Raw genomic sequence first — 21,035 nt, 5'->3', positions numbered from 1 at the left:
GCCCCAAGGACACGAAGTCTGGCGTGTCCTACGGGTCCGGTCAGTCCTTGGTGCCGGAGGCCAGTTCGCGGCTGCGGTCGCGGGCGGCCTCCAGGGCGGCGATGAGGGCGGCGCGGACGCCGTGGTTCTCGAGCTCGCGGATGGCGTTGATCGTGGTTCCGGCGGGGGACGTGACGTTCTCGCGGAGCCTGACCGGGTGTTCGCCGCTGTCGCGGAGCATCTTCGCGGCGCCGATCGCGGACTGGACGATGAGGTCGTGCGCCTTGTCGCGGGGCAGGCCCAGGAGGATGCCTGCGTCGGTCATGGCCTCGACCAGGTAGAAGAAGTACGCCGGGCCGGAGCCGGAGAGGGCGGTGCAGGCGTCCTGCTGGGACTCGGGGACGCGCAGGGTCTTGCCGACGGCGCCGAAGATCTCCTCGGTGTGGGCGAGGTGATCGGCGGTGGCGTGGGTGCCGGCGGAGATGACGGACATGGCCTCGTCGACGAGGGCCGGGGTGTTCGTCATGACGCGGACCACCGGGGTGCCGGGGGCGAGACGCTCCTCGAAGAAGGCGGTCGGGATGCCCGCGGCGCCGCTGATGACCAGGCGGTCGGCGGGGACGTGCGGGGCGAGTTCGTCGAGGAGGGTGCCCATGTCCTGCGGCTTGACCGTGAGGATCAGGGTGTCGGCGGTCTTGGCGGCCTCGGCGTTGGTGACGGGGGTGACTCCGTGGCGGGCGCGGAGTTCGTCGGCCCGTTCCTGGCGGCGGGCGGTGACCAGGAGGTCGGCGGGGGCCCAGCCGGCTCCGATCATTCCGCTGAGCAGGGCTTCGCCGATCTTGCCGGTGCCGAGGACTGCGACTTTCTGGGTCATGGGTTCGGGTGCCCTCCGGTGACCTGTCTGGGGTGCGTCGTCCGTTGTCGTCATCCTCGCATTCGTGGTGGCGGGGTGGGGTGTCGTGTCCAGTCCGCGGGACGCGGCGGCCGTCGGGGGCCGGCGGGGACCGTCGGGCCCGCTTTCGGCCTGGACGGTCTCGTCCGCAAACGCCGGACGGGCTGTCACGCCGTTCGGCGTTTCAAGGTCGCCGCGCCCAGGGTCAGGACCAGCACGGCGCTGCCCGCGACGATCAGGGCGTCACGGATGAAGGCGGTGGTCATGTCGGTGTGGCGGAGGACCTCGTTCATGCCGTCCACCGCGTACGACATCGGCAGGACGTCGGAGATCGCCTCCAGGGCCGGGTGCATCTTGTCGCGCGGGGTGAACAGGCCGCAGAGGAGCAGCTGGGGGAAGATCACGGCCGGCATGAACTGCACCGCCTGGAACTCGGAGGCCGCGAAGGCCGAGACGAAGAGGCCGAGTGCCGTGCCGAGGAGGGCGTCGAGCAGCGCGACCAGGAGCAGGAGCCAGGGGCTGCCGGTCACGTCGAGGCCGAGGAGCCAGACGGCCAGGCCGGTGGCGAGGGCCGACTGGACGATGGCGAGGGTGCCGAAGGCCAGGGCGTAGCCGGCGATCAGGTCGCCCTTGCCCAGGGGCATGGCGAGGAGGCGTTCGAGGGTGCCGGAGGTGCGCTCGCGCAGGGTCGCGATGGACGTGACCAGGAACATCGTGATCAGCGGGAAGATCCCGAGGAGCGAGGCGCCGATGTTGTCGAAGGTGCGCGGGCTGCCGTCGAAGACGTAACGCAGCAGGAAGAGCATCACGCAGGGGATCAGCATCAGCAGGGCGATGGTGCGCGGGTCGTGGCTCAGCTGGCGCAGGACCCGGGCGGCCGTGGCGGTGGTGCGGGAGAGGCTGAGGGCGCGTGTGGGGGCCGGGGGCAGAGCGGGCGCGGGGGCCGTGGGTGTGGTCATCGGGTGGTCTCCTTCGTGCGGGTCGCCGCCTTCGCCTTCGCCTCGTCGACCAGGTGGAGGAAGGCTCCCTCGACCGTTTCGGAGCCGGTGCGGGCGCGCAGGGCGTCGGGGGTGTCCTCGGCGAGGATCTCGCCCTCGCGCATGAGGAGGAGGCGGTGGCAGCGCTCGGCCTCGTCCATGACGTGGGAGGAGACGAGGAGAGTGGCGCCGCGGTCGGCGGCGAGGGAGTGGAAGAGGGTCCACAGGTCTCGGCGGAGTACGGGGTCCAGGCCGACGGTCGGTTCGTCGAGGATCAGGAGCTCCGGGTCGCCGAGGAGGGCGACGGCGAGGGAGACGCGGCTGCGCTGGCCGCCGGAGAGGTTGCCGGCGAGGGCGTCGGCGTGGGAGGTGAGGTCGACGTCGGTGATCGCCCGGGTGACGTCGTCCCGACGGCGGTCGGAGGCGGCTCTGCCGGGGGCGAGTATCGCGGCGAAGTAGTCGAGGTTCTGGCGGACGGTCAGGTCGTCGAAGACGGACGGGGCCTGGGTGACGTAGCCGATGCGGGTACGGAGGGCGGGGTGGCCGGCGGGGCGGCCGAGGACGTCCAGGGTGCCGGTGACCTCGGCCTGGGTGCCGGCGATCGCGCGCATGAGGGTCGACTTGCCACAGCCTGAGGGGCCGAGGAGGCCGGTGATCCGGCCTCGGGGGACGGTGAAGCCGAGGCCGCGCAGGACGGTGCGGGGGCCTCGGACGACGGTGAGGTCCTCGGCGTGGACGGCGGGTGGGGCGGGGGCACCGCCGGCTTCTCCGGGTGGGGCGGAAGAGTAATTCATCATGCGATGAATACTCCTCCGCGGCCCATCCGTCGTCAAGCGGTCGCAGGGGCCCCGGCGAGCAGGAGGACGACGACGTACGTCTCCTCGACGACTCCGTCCGGGAAGGCGGTCAGGAGGTGCCGGCGCTCCTCGGCCAGGAAGGCCGCGCGGCGTTCGGCGGTGTCGGTCAGGAAGACGGAGTGGCTGGTGAGGTTGGCCAGGTGGGTGTCGACGGGGACGCGGCGGCTCCAGCGGATCTCACGGCGGGTGAGGCCGAGGCGGCCCGCGGGGTCGGCGACGCCCGGGCCGACCTCCCGTCTCTCGGCGGACAGCTCGTGGTCGAAGTGCCGGTCGACGCGGCGGGCCGCCGCGGCGATCCAGGGCACGTCCAAGGCCTCGGTGTTCCACCACAGTGCGAGCGTGCCGCCCGGTCGCAGCACGCGGAGCGCCTCCGGGACCGAGAGCGCGGGGTCGGTCCAGTGCCACGCCTGGGCGTAGGTGAGGAGGTCGGCGCTGTGGTCGGCGAGGGGGAGGGCGTTGCCGTTGCCCTGGACGACCGGCACGTCGGGGAGGGTGTGGCGGAACTCGGCGGCCATGCCGTCGCCGGGTTCGACGGCGATCACGTCGGCGCCGCGCGCGTGCAGGCGGGCGGTGGCGATGCCCGTACCGGCGCCGACGTCCACGACACGGGAGCCGGCCAGAGGGTGGCCGGCGAACTCCTCCAGCACGTCGAAGAGGGCGGGCGGGTAGGAGGGGCGGTTGGCGGCGTACTGGGCCGCGGCCGAGTTGAAGGAGTGGGCGCGGGCGGCGTGGGCGGCGGGCTGGGCCGGGGGTGGGGTGGCTCCGGGCGTCGGCGTCATGGGGACATGGTGGCCGGGTGGTGCTGGGGGGGCGCAGGGGATTGCGGGAGGGGCCGGGAGGGGCGGGGACTCGGCATCGCCGGGCCGGGTCGGCGTTGAGGGAGGCCCGGCGGTCGGGCCGGGCAGGCACCGAGGCAGGGCAGGCAGGGACCAGGCAGATCCAGCGCCGCGCCGGGCAGGCGGCGGGCGGCCGCGCGGGGGCCGGCAAGGCGTCAGCGGCGGCCGCGCCGACGATGGCGGGCAGTGCGGTGAGCGACGGCCGACCCAGGCAACGGGCAGCGTAGGCGACGGAATGGTGATCACGACGGGCGGTGTGTGGCGGGCGGCATCAACGACCGCCCGGATTAGGCGACTGGCCGGCGTAGGCGGCGCCATCGGCGACCGCGCCGGCGTTGGCGAGCGACGCTGTAAGCGATGGCCGACCCAGGCAACGGGCGGCGAAGGCGACGGAACCGCGATGACGACGGGCGGCGTGTGGCGGGAGAGGTGGGGCGGGCTGCATGGACGACGGACCGGCGCGGGCGCATCAGCGACGGCCCGGCGTGAGCAGCGTCAGCGACGAGCCAGCGTAGGCGGGTCAGCGACCGCCCGACGTAAGCGGGTCAGCGGCGGGGCGGCGTAGGTGGTGTCAGCGGCGGGCCAACGTAAGCGGGTCAGCGACCGCCCGACGTGAGCGCATCAGCGACGACCCGACGTGAGCAGCGTCAGCGACGGGCCAGCGTAGGCGGGGCAGCGTAGGCGGGCCAGCGACGGCCCGACGTGAGCGCATCAGCGACGGCCCGGCGTGAGCAGCGTCAGCGACGGGCCAGGGTAGGCGGGTCAGCGACCGCCCGACGTAAGCGGGTCAGCGGCGGGGCGGCGTAGGTGGTGTCAGCGGCGGGGCGGCGTAGGTGGTGTCAGCGGCGGCGGCGCTTCTTGGAAGGGTTTCCCGAGCGGCGGGTGGTGCGCTTCTCGTACTCCGCGCGGGCCTTCTCGTACTCCGCGCGGTGCAGTTTCTCGCCCGGGGCCTCGGTGAAGGTGCGGAAGAAGTAGGCGAGGAGGGAGCCGACGAATCCGATGGCCAGCAGTCCGCGGAGGGAGGACTGGCGGTCGGGGTCGGGGCGGGTGCCGAAGGCGGACCAGGTGTGGCGGAAGGCGAGCGCGCTGCAGACCGCGAACATCACGATCATCAGCAGCGAGACGAAGCTGCCGATGTCCGCGATCTGGAGACCCTGGTAGGCGACGCGGAGCACGAAGCAGGCGGCGGCCGCCGCGGCGAGGGAGCCGACGGCGAGGCCCACCCGACGGGCGGTGTAGCCGTTGTCGTGGTGGACCCAGGTCGTGCCGTAGAACCGGAGGGGTTCGGGGCGGGGGCCCGCGGGGGTGTCCGGGGTGCCGTTGGTGCCGTTCTCTGCGCTCACGGGTCGATTATGGCGCGCGCCTCTCGGGAGGCTGCGCCGCGGTCAGCCGCCCTGGCCGGCGCTGCCGAGCGGGCCGACCTGCACCGGGGTGCCGGAGCCGTCCGTGACGGGCAGCGTGGCGCCGCCCGGCCAGTCGAGGGTGACCGACTTCGTCTCGTCCGGCGGGGTCACCACCAGCCCCGTGATGCGGACGCCGGAGCCGCCCGAGTCGTTGATCGGGTAGGTGATGCCGAAGGTGATCCGCTCCCCGTCCTTCAGGACCACCGAGGGGGCCGGCTCGCCCGTGCGCTCGGCGGACAGGGTGCCGGAATTCGTCTTCAGGTCGACGCCCGCGTGGCCCGCGAGCGAGCAGTCCCGGCCGCCGCCGTTCTTCAGGTCCACCGCGACGGTGCCCCTGTCGTCGCCGCCGATCGTGGCGTCGGTCGCCGTGATCTCCAGCTCGTCCGTGCGGCACTTGGCCGCCGCCTTGCCGTCCTCGTCGGTGCCTCCGGCGCCTCCGGTGCCTCCCGTGGCGCCGGGGGTCCCCTCGGAGTCCGTTCCGCCCTGCTGGTCCGGGCCCGTCGAAGCGGAGCCGCCGGTCGAGGAGGACCCGGTGGAGGCGGCCGGCGGGGCGGCGCTCCCGTCGGTGGCGTCGTCGTTCTGGCAGGCCGTGAGCGAAAGGCCGGCGGCGAGGGCCATGGCGGCGATGGTCAGCTTGCGAACGCGCATCGTTGTCTACCTCGGAGTCGGTTGGCGTGCCGGTCCGCCGCCCGTACCCATCGGTGCGAGCGGCGCTTCCGGTCAGCAAGAGCCGCTCGGACCGGCACGCCGTTCCCCTCGGCGACCTCCTAAGACGTCCTCAGGACAGCCCTGTTACAAGGTCAGTTACAAGGTCAGCAGCGGGGGGCCACGTAACCGTCGCTGCCGGTGCGGACGTACGCGTCGGAGACGTACTGGCCGCTGCCGATGTTGTCCCAGATGTTCGAGGTGCCGTACGGGCCCGAGACCCTGGTGCCCGACGTCTGGCAGTAGATCTGCACCCGCGACCCCTCGGGCAGGACCCGGACGACGGAGTAGCCGGTGCCGGGACCGCTGCGGACGTTCAGCCGGTAGCCCGGCGCCACCGGGTAGGAGCCGGCGGCAGCGGCCGTCGTGGTGACGGCCTCGGCGGTCGTGCTCTCGTCCTCGCCCGCGGCGTCCGTGAGCTGGTCGGCAGACATGAAAACCTCCCCCGTTCACCCCGCGAGTGCCGCGGGGTCACATTGATTCCCCTGAGACGAGCCGTGGAACAGCAGTTCGTGACTCGCACGCGGAGGCTAGCAAGCCGCCTCGGCCCCGTCGGAACCATCGACTAGGCTCCGAGCGTCGCGCGCGCGAACGAACAGCACGGGGGTGGTTCCATGGCGCCGCAGCCGAACGCCGGAGCGGGCGCGGAAGCGGAACTTCCGGAGTACGCCGGTCACTACCGTCTGGAGTCCTGTCTGGGTTCGGGCGGGATGGGCGTCGTGCACCTGGCCCGGAGCACTTCGGGAATGCGGGTCGCGGTGAAGGTCGTACACGCCTCGTATGCCAGGGACCCCGAGTTCAGGGGACGGTTCCGGCAGGAGGTGGCCGCGGCGCGGCGGGTGAGCGGGGCGTTCACGGCACCGGTCGTGGACGCCGATCCGGACAGCGGGCGGCCCTGGATGGCCACGCTGTACATCCCCGGTCCGACGCTCTCCGAGCAGGTGAAGCGGAACGGGCCGATGGATCCGGACCAGTTGCGCCGGCTGATGGCCGGGCTCGCGGAGGCGCTGCGCGACATCCACCGGGTCGGGGTCGTGCACCGGGACCTGAAGCCGAGCAACGTGCTGCTCGCCGAGGACGGGCCGAAGGTCATCGACTTCGGCATCTCCCGGCCGAAGGACAGCGAGCTGCGGACCGAGACCGGGAAGCTGATCGGCACGCCGCCGTTCATGGCGCCCGAGCAGTTCCGGCGGCCCCGGGAGGTCGGGCCCGCCGCGGACGTGTTCGCGCTCGGGTCGCTCATGGTGCACGCGGCGACCGGACGCGGGCCGTTCGACTCCGACAGTCCCTACGTCGTCGCCTACCAGGTCGTGCACGACGAGCCCGACCTGGTAGGCGTACCGGAGACGCTCGCGCCGCTGGTGCTGCGCTGTCTCGCCAAGGAGCCCGGCGACCGGCCCACGCCGGACGAGCTGATGCGGGAGCTGCGGTCGGTGGCGGCGGCGTACGACACGCAGGTGTTCATACCGGCGCAGCGGGTGCAGGCGGCGGAAGGGGAAGCGGGGGCGGTGGCGCCGCGGGCGCCGGACGTACGGGAGGTCCCCGCCGCACGCGAGGCTGCCGCCGTAGGCGAGGCTCCTGCGGAAAGTGCTCCGGGGCGCGGAGCCGACGTACCCGCGCGGTGGTCCGTGCGGCGGCTGGGGCGGCGGACGGGGCTGGTGGCCGGGGCGGTGAGCCTCGCCGTGCTGGGCGGGCTCGCCTCGGTCCAGGTGTTCGGCGGCGCGGAACCGGCGCGGAAGGCGCCCGCCGGCCGGAGCGCGCCCGGCGGTTTCGGCGTGTGGGAGGCGGCTCCCGCGTCGAAGGGCGCGGGGATGCCGCAGTGCTCGTACGCGGCGCGGGTGCTGCTGTGCGCGCGGCCCGGGGTGGTCTTCGCCCTCGATCCGGCCGACGGCGGCACGCTGTGGCGGCACGAGGCCGAGGAGGCGGTGCGCAGTGAACCGCCGGTCGTGTCGGGCGGCCTGGTGCAGCCCTCCCTCGACCGGACCGGCACGCTGGAGGCGCTCGATCCGGCCACGGGCCGGCAGGTGTGGCAGGAGGACGTGCCCGAGTACGACGGAGTGCGGGTGGCCGGTGACACCCTGCTGCTCACCCGCTCCGACGGGACGGTCACCGGTGTGGACAGCGCCTCGGGCGACGTCGAGTGGTCGCACCGGATTCCGGGGCAGGCCGTGCCGTACTTCTCGACCTTCGCCGGGGACCCGTCGGCGTACGCGGTGAGTGCGGCCGGGGACGGGGAGCGGACCCGGGTCACCGCGGTGGACCCGGCCACCGGTGACGTGCGGTGGGACGCGGAGCTGGCCGGGTCGCTGACGCCCGTGGGGGCGGCGGACGGGTCGGTGTACCTCGTCGCGGGCGGTGCCGTGTACGGGGACGCGAAGGCCGTGGTGCGGTACACGCCCGGTACGGGTGACGTCCGGCGGGTGAAGCTGCCGGTGCCGGTCGCGCAGGCCGAGGCCGGGGTGCGCGGGGACACCGTGTACCTGATGGGCGCGGGCGGTTCGCTGGTGGCCGTGGACATGGCGGCGGGGAAGCAGCGGTGGCGGCTGGAGACGGGGGTGAGCCGGGGCTCGGCGCCCGCGTCCGACGGGCGGCACGTGTACGTCAGCGCGCCGGACGGGCGGCTCCTCGGTGTCGACGCCCGTACGGGACGGCTGCTGGGGCAGACGCGGCCGCGGCTCGGTGCCGAGTCGGACCGCGTGCCCGCCGCGCTCCCCCGGCCCGTGCTCGCGGGCGGCCACGTCTACGCGGGTGCGCCCGACGGGACGGTGTTCGGGGTGGCGGGGCGGGACCCCGCCGGCTGGTAGGCGGGGTCCGAGGGGCCTCAGCCCAGCTTGCTCACGTCGCGCACGGCGCCCTTGTCGGCGCTGGTCGCCATCGCGGCGTACGCCTTCAGGGCCGCGGAGACCTTGCGGTCGCGGTTCTTCGGGGCGTACCGGCCGTTCAGGGCCTGCTCACGACGGGTCAGCTCGGCGTCGTCGACCAGCAGCTCGATGGAGCGGTTGGGGATGTCGATGCGGATGCGGTCGCCGTCCTCGACGAGGGCGATGGTGCCGCCGGCCGCCGCCTCGGGCGAGGCGTGGCCGATGGACAGGCCCGAGGTGCCGCCGGAGAAGCGGCCGTCGGTGACCAGGGCGCAGGCCTTCCCGAGGCCGCGGCCCTTCAGGTACGAGGTCGGGTAGAGCATCTCCTGCATGCCGGGGCCGCCCTTGGGGCCCTCGTAGCGGATGACGACGACGTCGCCCTCCTTGACCTGCTGGGTGAGGATCTTCTGGACGGCCTCCTCCTGCGACTCGCAGACGACGGCCGGGCCCTCGAAGGTCCAGATCGACTCGTCCACGCCGGCGGTCTTGACGACGCAGCCGTCCACGGCGAGGTTGCCGCGCAGGACCGCGAGGCCGCCGTCCTTGGAGTAGGCGTGCTCGACGGAGCGGATGCAGCCGCCCTCGGCGTCCTCGTCCAGGGAGTCCCAGCGCTCGGACTGGGAGAAGGCCTCGGCGGAGCGGACGCAGCCGGGGGCCGCGTGCCACAGCTCGACGGCCTCCTGGGAGGGCGAGCCGCCGCGGATGTCCCAGGTCTTCAGCCAGTCGGCCAGGGACGGGCTGTGGACGGAGTGGACGTCCTCGTTGAGCAGGCCGCCGCGGTGCAGTTCGCCGAGGAGGGCGGGGATGCCGCCCGCGCGGTGCACGTCCTCCATGTAGTACGTGCGGTCCTTGGCGACGTTCGGCGCGACCTTGGCCAGGCACGGGACGCGGCGCGAGAGGGCGTCCATCTCGGTGAGGCCGTAGGCGACCTCCGCCTCCTGGGCGGCGGCCAGCAGGTGCAGGATCGTGTTGGTGGAGCCGCCCATCGCGATGTCGAGCGCCATGGCGTTCTCGAAGGCCGCGGGGGTGGCGATGTTGCGGGGCAGGACCGAGTCGTCGTCCTGCTCGTAGTAGCGGCGGGTCAGGTCCAGGACCGTGCGGGCGGCGTTCTCGTAGAGCGCCTTGCGGGCGGTGTGGGTGGCGAGGACCGAGCCGTTGCCGGGGAGGGAGAGGCCGATGGCCTCGGTGAGGCAGTTCATCGAGTTGGCGGTGAACATGCCGGAGCAGGAGCCGCAGGTCGGGCAGGCGTTCTCCTCGATGCGGAGGATGTCCTCGTCGGAGATCTTGTCGTTGACCGCCTCCGACATCGCGTCGACCAGGTCCAGCGTGCGGACCGTGCCGTCGACCAGGGTGGCGCGGCCGGACTCCATGGGGCCGCCGGAGACGAAGACCGTCGGGATGTTCAGGCGGAGCGCCGCGTTGAGCATGCCCGGGGTGATCTTGTCGCAGTTGGAGATGCAGATCAGGGCGTCGGCGCAGTGGGCCTCGACCATGTACTCCACGCTGTCCGCGATCAGGTCGCGGGAGGGGAGGGAGTAGAGCATGCCGCCGTGGCCCATGGCGATGCCGTCGTCGACGGCGATCGTGTTGAACTCGCGCGGGATGCCGCCGGCCGCGACGACCGCCTCGCTGACGATCCGGCCGACCGGCGCGAGGTGGGTGTGGCCCGGCACGAACTCCGTGAAGCTGTTGGCGACGGCGATGACCGGCTTCCGCCCGATGTCCGCGCCGGGTACACCGGAGGCACGCATAAGGGCGCGGGCGCCCGCCATGTTGCGGCCGTGGGTGACTGTGCGGGACCTCAGTTCGGGCATCGTCGCTCGCTCCTTCGGAGAGTTATGACTGTCGTCGAGCGTACGCCGGTCATCCATGGGTCGGGACAGGGCGTCCGGAATACGGGACGTCCGTCTCGCCGCAGGCTGCGGGCGGGTGCCCTCAGGGGCCGGTGAGGTGGCCCTGTACCACCGGTGCCAGGCGGGCGACGAGGTCCTCCGGGTCGGCCGAGGCCAGCGGCTCCACCTTGATCACGTACCGGAGCATCGCGCATCCCACCAGCTGCGCCGCCGCCAGTTCGACGCGCAGCTCCGCGTCCGGCCGCTCCAGCCGGGCCGCGAGGCGCCGCATCACCTGGGCGGCGATCAGGCGGCGGAAGACGGCGGCGGCGGTCTCGTTGTTCACGGCGGAGCGGACGATGGCCAGCACCGGCTTGCGGGTGGCCGGGTTCTCCCACACGCCGATGATGAACCTGGTCAGCCGCTCGCCGACGTCGTCGAGGGGGCCGTCGCCGATCGCGTCCGGGGCCTGGAGCGCGGGCGCGAAGGCGACCTCGATGGCCGCCTCGAAGACCTGCTCCTTGGTGCCGAAGTAGTGGTGCACCAGCGCCGCGTCGACGCCCGCCGCCTTGCCGATGCCGCGTACGGAGGTCTTCTCGTAGCCGCGCTCGGAGAACTCCTCGCGGGCCGCGGTGAGGATGCGGGCGCGGGTGTCGGCGGACTCCGTGCGCGGGGGGCGGCCGCGGCGGCGGGTCCCCTCCGGGGTACCGGTCACCGCCCCCGCGCCTTCGCCGCCGACGCCAGGTGCAGGCGCGTGAAGGCCAGTGCCTCGGCGAGATCGGCCTCACGTTCGGCGCTGGACATCGCGCGACGGGTGTTGACCTCGATGACGACATGGCCGTCGAAGCCGGTGTGCGCGAGGCTCTCCAGCACCTCGGCGCAGGGCATGCTGCCGCGGCCGGGGACCAGGTGCTCGTCCTTGGCGGAGCCCTTGCCGTCGGCGAGATGGACGTGGCCGAGGCGGTCGCCCATGCGGTCGACCATGGCGAGGGCGTCGGTGCGGGAGGTGGCCGCGTGGCTCAGGTCGATCGTGAAGTGGCGGTAGTCGTCCTTGGTCACGTCCCAGTCGGGGGCGTACGCCTGCATCTCGCGGTCGCGGTAGCGCCAGGGGTACATGTTCTCGACGGCGAACCGCACGTCCGTCTCGTCCGCCATCCGCCAGATGCCGTCGACGAAGTCCCGGGCGTACTGGCGCTGCCACCGGAACGGCGGGTGGACGACGACGGCGGACGCGCCGAGCCGCTCGGCGGCGGACCGGGCGCGCTGGAGCTTGGTCCAGGGGTCGGTGGACCAGACGCGCTGCGTGATGAGCAGGCACGGGGCGTGCACGGCCAGGATCGGCATGTGGTGGTAGTCGCTGAGTCTGCGCAGGGCGTCGATGTCCTGGCTGACGGGGTCCGTCCAGACCATGACCTCGACGCCGTCGTAGCCGAGGCGCGCGGCGATCTCGAAGGCCGTCGCCGTCGACTCCGGGTAGACGGAGGCGGTCGACAGGGCGACCTTCGCATCCGGGATGCGGACTACGTCCCTTGGTTCTGCCACGGGGGCCAGGTTACGGGGTGGGGTCGGGTGGGTGCGGGGCGCCTGTTCGCCATGCTCCTCCGGGCGCCCCTCATCCCTGGCCCATGTGGTCCAGGCGGCGCAGGATCACGCCCTCCCTGAGGGCCCACGGGCAGATCTCCAGGCTCTCCACGTGGAAGAGGTCCATCGCGGCCTCCGCGACCAGGGCACCGGCCAGCAGCTGGTTCGCGCGGCCCTCGGAGACGCCGGGGAGCTCGGCGCGCTCGGCGGCGGTCATGGCGGCGAGGCGGGGCACCCACGCCTCCAGTGAGGCGTGCTTCAGCTCACGCTGGACGTACAGGCCCTCGGCGGAACGGGCGGCGCCCGCGATGCGGGCCAGCTGCCGGAAGGTCTTGGAGGTGGCGACCACGTGGTCCGGGGCGCCGAAGCGGCTGAACTCGCCGACCGTCCGCGCGATCTCCGTACGGACGTGGCGGCGCAGCGCCCTGACGTCGTCCGGGTGGGGCGGGTCGCCGGGCAGGCGGGCGGCGGTCAGCCGGCCCGCGCCGAGCGGCAGCGACACGGCGGTGTCGGGCTCCTCGTCGATGCCGTAGGCGATCTCCAGGGAGCCGCCGCCGATGTCGAGGACCAGCAGCTTGCCCGCGGACCAGCCGAACCAGCGGCGGACGGCGAGGAAGGTGAGCCGGGCCTCCTCCTCGCCGCTGAGGACCGCCAGCTCGACGCCGGTCTCGGTGCGCACGCGCGCGAGGACGTCGTCGGCGTTGGTCGCCTCGCGCACGGCGGAGGTGGCGAAGGGCAGCAGGTCCTCGACGCCCTTGTCCTCGGCGGCGCGGAGGGCGTCGTGGACGACGGCGATCAGGCGTTCGACGCCGTCGGGGCCGATGGCGCCGTCCTCGTCGAGGAGCTGGGCCAGGCGCAGGTCGGCCTTGTGGGAGTGCGCGGGCAGCGGGCGGGCACCGGGGTGGGCGTCCACCACCAGCAGATGCACCGTGTTCGAACCCACGTCGAGGACACCGAGTCTCATGTACGGAACGCTACTGCCGGCGGGGCCGGCGGCGGCACCGTGTTCGCGCTCGGGCGACTTACCCTGGAGCCGTGCCAAAGACGAAGAAGGCAAAGGACGACAAGCCGGCCAAGTCGGCCGAGTCGACCAAGTCGGCCAAGCAGGGTAAACGGGAAAAGACGCGTGAAATGGGCGATGAGAAGGGGCTCGACTTCGCACGCGCGTGGGTGGAGTTTCCGGATCCGGCGGACGACGAGCAGGTCTTCCGCTGCGATCTGACATGGCTGACCTCTCGCTGGAACTGCATCTTCGGCAGCGGCTGCCAAGGCATCCAGGCGGGCCGCGCGGACGACGGGTGCTGCTCGCTGGGCGCCCATTTCTCCGACGAGGACGACGAGAAGCGGGTCGCCGAGCACGTGGCGAGGCTCACGCCGGACATCTGGCAGCACCACGCCGAGGGCACGCGGGACGGGTGGGTCTCCGAGGACGACGAGGGCTCCCGGCAGACCCGGCCCTTCCAGGGCTCGTGCATCTTCCAGAACCGGCCCGGGTTCGCCGGCGGCGCGGGGTGCTCGCTGCACATCCTGGCGCTCAAGGAGGGCCGCGAGCCGCTGGAGACCAAGCCGGACGTGTGCTGGCAACTGCCGGTGCGGCGGACGTACGAGTGGATCGACCGGCCCGACGACACGCGTGTGCTGCAGGTGTCGATCGGTGAGTACGACCGCCGGGGGTGGGGGCCGGGCGGGCACGACCTGCACTGGTGGTGCACCTCGGCGACGTCGGCGCACGGGGCGGGGGAGCCGGTGTACGTGTCCTACCGGCCGGAGCTGATCGAGCTGATGGGCAAGGCCGGGTACGACCGGCTGGTCGAGCTGTGCGAGGAGCGGCTGGCGTCGCAGTTGCCGCTGCTGGCGCCTCATCCGGCGGATCCGGGGGCGGACGGCCGCTGAAGCCGGGGCGGGCTCGTGGGATGAGTGCCTAAGAGGTGGTCGGGCTCGGGCCGCCGGTGTCGCTCGGGGGTGGGGAGGAGCCGTCCCGGTCGCCGTCCGGGGCGCCGGGGTCTCCCGTGCCGTCGGTGGGCGACGGGTCGTCGGTCGGGGCCGTCGGGTCCGGGTCCGGTGAGGTGGGCGGGGGGTCGTCCGTGGGTGTCGGGTCGGGGGGCTGCGAGGTGGAGGGGTCCGGGTCGGGACCGGGGTCGGAGGGGGGCGGGGAGTCGCCGGGGGTGCTGGGGCGCGGGCCCGGGTGGGAGGGGCTGGGGGCCGTCCCGTAGCCCTGGATGGAGACGACCGCGCCGGTGGGCGAGACGGCCACGCGGGCGCGCCAGTGGCCGGACGGCTCGCGCAGGTGGTCCACGTACACCTTGATCGTCAGTGACTCGCCGGGGTGCAGGGTGCCCGAGGACTGGCTGAGGTAGAGCCACGGCGCCCCGGTGGTCGCGGACCAGCTCACCGGTGCGTCTCCGGTCGCGGTGAGGGTGACCAGGGTGGTGTCGCCGTCGTGGCCGGCCGCCACCTCGAGGTGGCCGGCGGCCTTCTCGCCGGCGCCGGTGACGCTGACGACCTCGACGGAGACGTCGGCCTTGCCGTTCTCGCCGAAACGGGGGCCGGGGGTGGTGTGGGTGTTGCCGGTGTTCTCGAAGCCGTAGCCGTCGCCCGCGGACTCGCCGTCCATGGCGCTGGGGTCCTGGGCCTCGGTGGCGCTGGCCGAGCGGCCCTCCTCGCCCTCGACGACCGGGGTGCCGCGGTAGGCGGCCCACAGCGCGAGCACGGGGGCCGCCACGACGGTGGCGACGACGGTCGTGGTGACGGCGCGCGCCCGCATACGGTCCCGGCGGGCCGCGCGGTCCTTGGGGTCCATCGGGAAGCCGCGCCGGTCGAAGCGGGGGGCCGCGCTCCGCGCGCGCGGTACGTGGGCCATGGCCATGTGCAGCGCCGCGCGCGGGGCCTCCAGGACGGGCAGCTCCGCGGGGGTCACGCTGGTGCCGGGCCAACGGCCGGGGATCGCGCGTTCGGCGGTGCGGCGGCAGCGGGGGCAGTCGTCGACGTGCCGGACCAGTTCGCGGCGGAGGGCTGTGCTCAGTACGTACTGGTTGTCGCCGGTGAGGCGGGCGACGCCCGGGCAGGTGCCGGTCTCGACCACGGCGAGGGCGGCGCGGGTGCGTTCCACCTCGCAGGCGGCGGAGGCCAGCAGTTCACGGGTGGCGGCCAGGTCCGTGCCGAGGACGGCGGCGACCTCGTGGGCGGCGAGGTGGTGACGCACGGCGAGTTCGAGGGCCTCGCGCTGCTCCGGGGTGGTGCCGGCGGCCTCCGGCCAGGCGAGGAGGGCGAGTTCGCGGCGGTGGCGCTGGTGCTCCTCGTCGCTGTGCGGGGTGTCGGGGCCGGGCGGGGCGGCGTCTTGGGCGTGGGTGCCTGGGCGGGGCGGGGCGGCGTCTTGGGCGTGGGTGCCGGGGCGGCCGGCCGCGTGGCTGCTCGGACGTTTCTGCTTGGCCTTGGCCTCTGCCTTCGCCTCGGCGAGCCTGCGCAGGCAGGCCCAGCGGGCCAGGGCGTACAGCCAGGCCCTGCGGTCCGCGGCCGAGGCGGGACCGCGGTGGCCGCGGTGGCTTCGCTGGGTGCGGCGCTCGGCGAGTGCGAGTGCGTCACCCAGGGCGGCGGTCGCGGCGTCGTGGTCGCAGAGGACGGACAGGCAGTACGTGAACAGGCCGTCCAGGTGGGCGTCGTAGCGCGCGGGCGGCCGCTCCGCCAGCGTCCGCGCCGCGGTGCGGTCACGCGCTTCCCGGTGCGCCCGGTGTGCGCCGGTCGTGCGGGTCGTGGTCTCCGTACTGCTGCTCATCACTCGGCGACCGTAGGGGGCTATGGGTGGCGCGAACTGGCGCGTTGGGCACTTTTAATCCGTACGGGTGAAACGATCCCTCATAAGGGGACAGGAAGCTGTTGTTCCGTGGATGGGGCGGGGTGGCGGGTGGTCCGTTCGGGGTGGTGGGTGGGGTGGTTGCGGGTGCCTCCGGCGGTGGGGCGGGTGGGGTGCCTGCGGCGGCCTGTGCGGGTTCGGTGGGTGGGGGTGGGGTGTCTGCGGCGGCCTGTGTGGGTTCGATGGGTGGGGGTGGGGGTGCCTGCGGTGCCGCTGCGGGTTCGGTGGGTGGGGGTGGGGGTGCCTGCGGTGCCGCTGCGGGTTCGGTGGGTGGGGGTGGGGGTGCCTGCGGTGCCGCTGCGGGTTCGGTGGGGGTGCGGGTAGCGCGGTGGGTTTGGTGGTGGGTCGGGGCCCGCGTCGGGGGTGTCCGTCCTCGGGACGGCGCGGAATCGGTCGGCTACGGGGGTGGGCGGCGCGGACGCGCCAACCGCTGGGGGCGGACACCCCCCCGGCACGTCCCCTTCCCGCCGTACGCGGCCGACCGCCCGCGCGGGGCGGCCAGCCGCCGGGCGGGCGCCGCGCCATCGTGCGCGGCTGCGGGCGGTGGGGCCACGCCGCCGGGCTGCGGGCCGCCGTCCCGCCCAGCTGCCGCAGCTGCCCCAGCTGCGGGCCGCCGTCCCGCCCAGCTGCGGGCAGTTGTGCCTCCCCCCAGTGCCTGAACGGCCTGGGAGGTACCCCCAGGGCGATAGGGGTCCCCCCGCTCGAACGAAGCCGAGAGTGGGGGGAGGGTGGGCAGTGGGGGCACCTCCCGCTCATGGGGCACCTCCCGCTCATGGGGCCCCTCCCGCTCATGGGGCCCCTCCCGCGCGAACGAAGCCGAACGTGGGGGAGGCACCCCGTCGCGCCGGGCCGCGACACCCACCCCCGGCGCCCACACCCGCGCCGGGTGAGGCACCCACTCCAGACGGGCCGTACCCGCGTTGTCAGTGGGGGCGGTTACGGTTCGTGCATGGCTGCCCGTGCGAAGACCAGCAAGGAACGGCCGTCCTACCGCTGCACCGAGTGCGGCTGGCAGACGGCCAAGTGGCTCGGCCGCTGTCCCGAATGCCAGGCATGGGGCACGGTCGAGGAGTACGGCGCGCCCGCCGTACGGACGACCACGCCGGGGCGGGTGACCACGTCCGCGCTGCCGATCGGGCAGGTCGACGGGCGGCAGGCCACCGCCCGGCCCACCGGCGTGCCCGAGCTGGACCGGGTGCTCGGCGGCGGGCTCGTGCCCGGTGCCGTGGTGCTGGTCGCGGGTGAGCCCGGCGTCGGGAAGTCCACGCTGCTGCTGGACGTCGCGGCCAAGTCGGCCAGTGACGAGCACCGGACGCTGTACGTCACGGGTGAGGAATCGGCGAGCCAGGTGCGGCTGCGGGCCGACCGGATCAAGGCGATCGACGATCACCTGTATCTCGCGGCCGAGACCGATCTCGCGGCGGTGCTGGGGCATCTGGACGCCGTGAAGCCGTCGCTGCTGATCCTCGACTCCGTGCAGACGGTCGCCTCTCCCGAGATCGACGGGGCGCCGGGGGGCATGGCGCAGGTGCGGGAGGTCGCGGGGGCGCTGATCCGGGCGTCCAAGGAACGCGGGATGTCCACGCTGCTGGTGGGGCACGTCACCAAGGACGGGGCCATCGCCGGTCCCCGGCTGCTGGAGCACCTGGTGGACGTGGTGCTGCACTTCGAGGGCGACCGGCACGCGCGGCTGAGGCTGGTGCGAGGGGTCAAGAACCGGTACGGCACGACGGACGAGGTCGGCTGCTTCGAGCTGCACGACGAGGGGATCACGGGGCTGGCCGACCCCAGCGGGCTGTTCCTGACGCGGCGTGCCGAGCCGGTCCCCGGCACGTGTCTGACCGTCACCCTGGAGGGGCGCCGGCCGCTGGTGGCCGAGGTGCAGGCGCTGACCGTCGACTCGCAGATCCCGTCCCCGCGGCGTACGACGTCCGGGCTGGAGACCTCCCGGGTGTCGATGATGCTGGCCGTGCTGGAGCAGCGGGGGCGGATCAGTGCCCTGGGGAAGCGGGACATCTACTCGGCGACGGTCGGGGGTGTGAAGCTGTCCGAGCCCGCCGCCGATCTCGCGGTGGCGCTGGCGCTGGCGAGCGCCGCGAGTGACACCCCGCTGCCCAAGAACCTCGTGGCGATCGGCGAGGTCGGTCTCGCCGGTGAGGTGAGACGGGTCACGGGCGTGCAGCGCAGGCTCTCCGAGGCGCACCGCCTGGGGTTCACGCACGCCCTGGTACCGGCCGATCCGGGGCGGGTCCCCGACGGCATGAAGGTCCTGGAAGTCGCGGACATGGGTGACGCCCTGCGGGTGCTTCCGCGCTCGCGTCGGCGAGAGGCCCCACGGGAAGAGGAGGACCGCCGGTAGACTTTGCCCTGGTCTCGTCCGTCCGTACGACCGAGTGTGCGACACGGGAGCGCCAGAAGAACCTGCGACCGGAGGAGTGCAGTGGCAGCCAACGACCGGGCAGCAGCTCCCGGAAAGTCCGGTGGGAGTGCCGGTGCCGATGGCCTGATGCGCGCCTCGCTGAGCGCGGTGGCGCCCGGCACGCTGCTGCGGGACGGCCTGGAGCGGGTCCTGCGCGGCAACACCGGCGGCCTGATGGTGCTGGGCTCGGACAAGACCGTCGAGTCCATGTGCACCGGCGGTTTCGTCCTGGATGTGGAGTTCACTCCGACGCGGCTGCGGGAGCTGTGCAAGCTCGACGGCGGCATCGTGCTGTCGTCGGACCTGTCGAAGATCCTGCGGGCGGGGGTGCAGCTGCTTCCGGACCCGACCATTCCGACGGAGGAGACCGGTACCCGGCACCGTACGGCGGACCGGGTGAGCAAGCAGGTCGGGTTCCCCGTCGTCTCGGTCTCGCAGTCGATGCGGCTGATCGCGCTGTACGTGGACGGGCAGCGGCGGGTGCTCGAGGATTCCGCCGCCATCCTGTCGCGGGCCAATCAGGCGCTGGCGACCCTGGAGCGGTACAAGCTGCGGCTGGACGAGGTCGCGGGCACCCTGTCGGCGCTGGAGATCGAGGACCTGGTGACCGTCCGGGACGTCTCGGCGGTCGCGCAGCGGCTGGAGATGGTGCGCCGGATCGCGACCGAGATCGCCGAGTACGTGGTCGAGCTGGGGACGGACGGGCGCCTCCTGGCGCTTCAGCTGGACGAGTTGATCGCCGGTGTCGAGCCGGAGCGGGAGCTGGTCGTGCGGGACTACGTGCCCGAGCCGACCGCGAAGCGGTCCCGCACGGTCGACGAGGCGCTCGCCGAGCTGGACAAGCTCAGCCATGCGGAGCTGCTCGAACTATCGACGGTGGCGCGGGCGTTGGGGTACACGGGCTCGCCCGAGACGCTGGACTCCGCGGTGTCGCCGCGCGGGTTCCGGCTGCTGGCGAAGGTGCCGCGGCTGCCGGGCGCGATCATCGACCGGCTGGTGGAGCACTTCGGCGGTCTGCAGAAGCTGCTCGCCGCGAGCGTGGACGACCTGCAGACGGTGGACGGCGTCGGTGAGGCGCGGGCGCGCAGCGTGCGGGAAGGGCTGTCGCGGCTGGCGGAGTCGTCGATCCTCGAGCGGTACGTCTAGCCGGCTCCCGCTCCCCCGTCGCGGGCCGGGCTCAGTCGTTCTTCAGGACGAAGGACGTCCGCACCTTCTCGAAGCCCTTGGCCTTCGCCTCCACCAGGTACGTGCCCGCGTTCGCCGATCCCGCCGGAGGGGTCCCGCACTCGGGGGCGCTCGGCTTGCGGTCCCACTTCACGGTGTAGCTGATGCCGCTGCCCGCCGCCACCCGGTACCGCAGGCTTCCCGAGCCCTTCACGCAGTCGTCGGAGGCCCAGTACGCGTCGTCGCCCTCGGCCGGCGTGATCGTCAACACCGCGTGCTCCGGGCCGAGATCGATCTGGCAGTCGGCGCCGGAGGTGTTGCGCGCGGTCAGTTCGAAGGTGGGTGTCTGGCCCGGCGTGTAACTGTTGCGGACGCTGCGCAGGCTCAACTGCACGGCACCCGGAGTGCAGTTGGGCAGGCCCGAGCCGCCCGGCAGCGCGTCGCCCGCGCCGACTCCGGTCACCGCGCCGCCGGTGCCCGCGCCGCTTCCGGTGCCGTTGCCGCCGCCCGCGTCGCCGGAGGAGCCTGAGCCTGAGCCACTGCCGGTGCCACTGCCGGTGCCGCCCGCTCCCCCGCTGCCCGAGCCCGCTCCGCCGGAGTCCTCGCCGCCCGACTCGTCGCGTCCGCCCGGCGCCTCACTGATCGCCGGGCCGGAACCCGACGGTCCGGGGGTGATCGAGGGAGCCGGGTTCTTGCCGTCGGCGCTGTCCTCGCGGCCCTTGCCGCCGTCACCGCCACCGGAGACCACGATCCACGTGATCAGCAGTGCCAACAGGGCGAGCAGGGACAGCAGTACGGCCCTCCGTCGCCAGTAGATGGAGGAGGGAAGCGGCCCGATCGGATTGCGCAGAGATCCCACGGCGCAAACTGTACGAGAGATCGGCGCGTTCCCTTGTCCCACCCGCCGTTCAGGGCCGATCTTTTCCCGATCATCATTCCGGAGACGGTCCCCGACCCCCTGCCGATCGTCAGGGGCGGCGGGTGTCGATCGCGGGGTGTGACGACTCCGGGCAGTTGCCTACCGTCCGTGAGCATGAACTTCGAGGACGACGAGCTCTACCGCGACATCACCGGCTTCGCCCAGGACACCCCAACGTGGGTACAGCACACGGCGGAAGTGTGGACGGAGGCGGGAATCCTGTTGTTCGGGGCGCTGTTCGTCGTCGCCTGGTGGCGGTCGAGGAGCGACGGCACCCGGGCGTTCGCGATCGCGGCCCTTGCACCCGTGGCCACAGCTGTGGCGTACGTCTGCAGTGAGCTGGTCAAGTCCGGCTTCACGCAGGAGCGTCCGTGCCGGGCGGTCGCCGGGGCGGTGCCGTCCCTGGCCGAGTGCCCGCCGACCGGCGACTGGTCCTTCCCGAGCAACCACGCGACGATAGCGGGCGCTTCGGCGGTGACGCTGGTCCTGGTCCGGCGGGCGGCCGTGTGGCTGACGGTGCCGCTGGCCCTGCTGATGGCCTTCTCCCGCGTCTTCGTCGGCGTGCACTACCCGCACGACGTCGTCGCCGGGCTGCTGTTCGGCGCCCTGGTCGCCGCCGCGGCCGTACGTCTGGGCACGCGCCCGGCGACGCGGCTGGCCGGGGCGATGCGGGCGTCGTCGGCGCCTGCGGTGCGGTGGCTGACCGGGACGGGGCCCCGCGGCACCGCGTACGCCGCCTCGCACCGGCGTCGTTGAGAGG

The 21,035-nt window shown here is 73.5% G+C and carries 18 protein-coding genes; 5 read left to right on the top strand and 13 right to left on the bottom strand.

What is annotated here, in order from left to right:
• Positions 1–40 precede the first annotated feature (40 nt).
• The 7 genes from proC to M6G08_RS10405 all read right to left on the bottom strand — a co-directional run bounded on the left by proC (position 41) and on the right by M6G08_RS10405 (position 6,083).
• Positions 41–853: a pyrroline-5-carboxylate reductase gene (proC, locus tag M6G08_RS10435; protein WP_272586891.1), complete on the bottom strand. Its 813-nt coding sequence runs from the start codon at positions 851–853 to the stop codon at positions 41–43.
• Positions 854–1,038: 185 nt separating this feature from the next.
• On the bottom strand, positions 1,039–1,830 hold the full coding sequence (locus M6G08_RS10430; protein WP_272586890.1) for an ABC transporter permease: 792 nt from the start codon (positions 1,828–1,830) through the stop codon (positions 1,039–1,041).
• Entirely contained in the window at positions 1,827–2,645 is an 819-nt protein-coding gene (locus M6G08_RS10425) for an ABC transporter ATP-binding protein (protein WP_272586889.1), read from the bottom strand. Before M6G08_RS10425 ends, M6G08_RS10430 begins: the two co-directional genes overlap by 4 nt.
• Before the next feature lie 32 nt (positions 2,646–2,677).
• Entirely contained in the window at positions 2,678–3,484 is an 807-nt protein-coding gene (locus tag M6G08_RS10420) for a class I SAM-dependent methyltransferase (protein WP_272586888.1), read from the bottom strand.
• Positions 3,485–4,380: 896 nt separating this feature from the next.
• Positions 4,381–4,884: an EamA/RhaT family transporter gene (locus M6G08_RS10415; RefSeq protein ID WP_272586887.1), complete on the bottom strand. Its 504-nt coding sequence runs from the start codon at positions 4,882–4,884 to the stop codon at positions 4,381–4,383.
• A gap of 42 nt (positions 4,885–4,926) precedes the next feature.
• Positions 4,927–5,592: a DUF4232 domain-containing protein gene (locus tag M6G08_RS10410; RefSeq protein WP_272586886.1), complete on the bottom strand. Its 666-nt coding sequence runs from the start codon at positions 5,590–5,592 to the stop codon at positions 4,927–4,929.
• Positions 5,593–5,756: 164 nt separating this feature from the next.
• Positions 5,757–6,083 carry an SH3 domain-containing protein gene (locus M6G08_RS10405; protein ID WP_272586885.1) on the bottom strand — a complete coding sequence of 109 codons (327 nt, stop codon included), beginning with the start codon at positions 6,081–6,083 and terminating at the stop codon, positions 5,757–5,759.
• 180 nt (positions 6,084–6,263) lie between these two features.
• Here M6G08_RS10405 and M6G08_RS10400 point away from each other — a divergent pair, with 180 nt between their 5' ends.
• Positions 6,264–8,453, top strand: a complete 2,190-nt coding sequence (locus M6G08_RS10400; protein ID WP_272586884.1) for a serine/threonine-protein kinase — start codon at positions 6,264–6,266, stop codon at positions 8,451–8,453.
• 17 nt (positions 8,454–8,470) lie between these two features.
• Here M6G08_RS10400 and ilvD read toward each other — a convergent pair whose 3' ends face one another.
• The 4 genes from ilvD to M6G08_RS10380 all read right to left on the bottom strand — a co-directional run bounded on the left by ilvD (position 8,471) and on the right by M6G08_RS10380 (position 12,887).
• A complete protein-coding gene (gene ilvD, locus M6G08_RS10395) occupies positions 8,471–10,324 on the bottom strand; it encodes a dihydroxy-acid dehydratase (protein ID WP_272586883.1) in 1,854 nt (617 codons plus the stop codon).
• Between the two features lie 121 nt (positions 10,325–10,445).
• Complete coding sequence (locus tag M6G08_RS10390) at positions 10,446–11,057, bottom strand: TetR/AcrR family transcriptional regulator (RefSeq protein WP_272586882.1); 612 nt, start codon at positions 11,055–11,057, stop codon at positions 10,446–10,448.
• Entirely contained in the window at positions 11,054–11,884 is an 831-nt protein-coding gene (locus M6G08_RS10385; RefSeq protein WP_272586881.1) for a sugar phosphate isomerase/epimerase family protein, read from the bottom strand. The genes M6G08_RS10390 and M6G08_RS10385 overlap by 4 nt, the downstream gene beginning before the upstream one ends.
• 70 nt (positions 11,885–11,954) lie before the next feature.
• Positions 11,955–12,887 (bottom strand): Ppx/GppA family phosphatase, encoded by a 933-nt coding sequence (locus M6G08_RS10380; RefSeq protein ID WP_272586880.1) that lies wholly within the window; start codon positions 12,885–12,887, stop codon positions 11,955–11,957.
• A 71-nt stretch (positions 12,888–12,958) separates the two neighbouring features.
• On the opposite strand from M6G08_RS10380, the gene M6G08_RS10375 reads away from it, so the two are divergent.
• A complete protein-coding gene (locus M6G08_RS10375; RefSeq protein WP_383145439.1) occupies positions 12,959–13,816 on the top strand; it encodes a DUF3109 family protein in 858 nt (285 codons plus the stop codon).
• A gap of 28 nt (positions 13,817–13,844) precedes the next feature.
• Here the strand turns inward: M6G08_RS10375 and M6G08_RS10370 are convergent, their stop codons facing one another.
• On the bottom strand, positions 13,845–15,695 hold the full coding sequence (locus tag M6G08_RS10370) for a BACON domain-containing protein (protein WP_272586879.1): 1,851 nt from the start codon (positions 15,693–15,695) through the stop codon (positions 13,845–13,847).
• Positions 15,696–16,722: 1,027 nt separating this feature from the next.
• On the opposite strand from M6G08_RS10370, the gene radA reads away from it, so the two are divergent.
• Both radA and disA read left to right on the top strand, forming a co-directional pair.
• A complete protein-coding gene (radA, locus tag M6G08_RS10365) occupies positions 16,723–18,132 on the top strand; it encodes a DNA repair protein RadA (RefSeq protein ID WP_272586878.1) in 1,410 nt (469 codons plus the stop codon).
• Positions 18,133–18,213: 81 nt separating this feature from the next.
• Complete coding sequence (gene disA / locus M6G08_RS10360) at positions 18,214–19,338, top strand: DNA integrity scanning diadenylate cyclase DisA (protein ID WP_217248019.1); 1,125 nt, start codon at positions 18,214–18,216, stop codon at positions 19,336–19,338.
• A gap of 31 nt (positions 19,339–19,369) precedes the next feature.
• Here disA and M6G08_RS10355 read toward each other — a convergent pair whose 3' ends face one another.
• Positions 19,370–20,215, bottom strand: coding sequence for a hypothetical protein (locus M6G08_RS10355; RefSeq protein ID WP_272586877.1), 846 nt, complete (start codon positions 20,213–20,215; stop codon positions 19,370–19,372).
• Positions 20,216–20,389: 174 nt separating this feature from the next.
• Here M6G08_RS10355 and M6G08_RS10350 point away from each other — a divergent pair, with 174 nt between their 5' ends.
• The gene (locus M6G08_RS10350) at positions 20,390–21,031 is read left to right on the top strand and encodes a phosphatase PAP2 family protein (RefSeq protein ID WP_272586876.1); all 642 of its coding nucleotides are present in this window, start codon (positions 20,390–20,392) and stop codon (positions 21,029–21,031) included.
• Positions 21,032–21,035 lie beyond the last annotated feature (4 nt).

Source organism: Streptomyces sp. M92 (genome assembly GCF_028473745.1).
Classification (GTDB): domain Bacteria; phylum Actinomycetota; class Actinomycetes; order Streptomycetales; family Streptomycetaceae; genus Streptomyces.
This window is presented reverse-complemented; position numbering and strand designations above follow the sequence as displayed.

Coding starts and splice junctions, on each gene's coding strand:
- ilvD (WP_272586883.1), bottom strand. CDS start 10,324: ATGCCCGAACTGAGGTCCCGCACAGTCACCCACGGCCGCAACATGGCG.
- M6G08_RS10350 (WP_272586876.1), top strand. CDS start 20,390: ATGAACTTCGAGGACGACGAGCTCTACCGCGACATCACCGGCTTCGCC.
- M6G08_RS10430 (WP_272586890.1), bottom strand. CDS start 1,830: ATGACCACACCCACGGCCCCCGCGCCCGCTCTGCCCCCGGCCCCCACA.
- M6G08_RS10425 (WP_272586889.1), bottom strand. CDS start 2,645: ATGATGAATTACTCTTCCGCCCCACCCGGAGAAGCCGGCGGTGCCCCC.
- M6G08_RS10420 (WP_272586888.1), bottom strand. CDS start 3,484: ATGACGCCGACGCCCGGAGCCACCCCACCCCCGGCCCAGCCCGCCGCC.
- M6G08_RS10380 (WP_272586880.1), bottom strand. CDS start 12,887: ATGAGACTCGGTGTCCTCGACGTGGGTTCGAACACGGTGCATCTGCTG.
- radA (WP_272586878.1), top strand. CDS start 16,723: ATGGCTGCCCGTGCGAAGACCAGCAAGGAACGGCCGTCCTACCGCTGC.
- M6G08_RS10370 (WP_272586879.1), bottom strand. CDS start 15,695: ATGAGCAGCAGTACGGAGACCACGACCCGCACGACCGGCGCACACCGG.
- M6G08_RS10405 (WP_272586885.1), bottom strand. CDS start 6,083: ATGTCTGCCGACCAGCTCACGGACGCCGCGGGCGAGGACGAGAGCACG.
- M6G08_RS10410 (WP_272586886.1), bottom strand. CDS start 5,592: ATGCGCGTTCGCAAGCTGACCATCGCCGCCATGGCCCTCGCCGCCGGC.
- M6G08_RS10400 (WP_272586884.1), top strand. CDS start 6,264: ATGGCGCCGCAGCCGAACGCCGGAGCGGGCGCGGAAGCGGAACTTCCG.
- proC (WP_272586891.1), bottom strand. CDS start 853: ATGACCCAGAAAGTCGCAGTCCTCGGCACCGGCAAGATCGGCGAAGCC.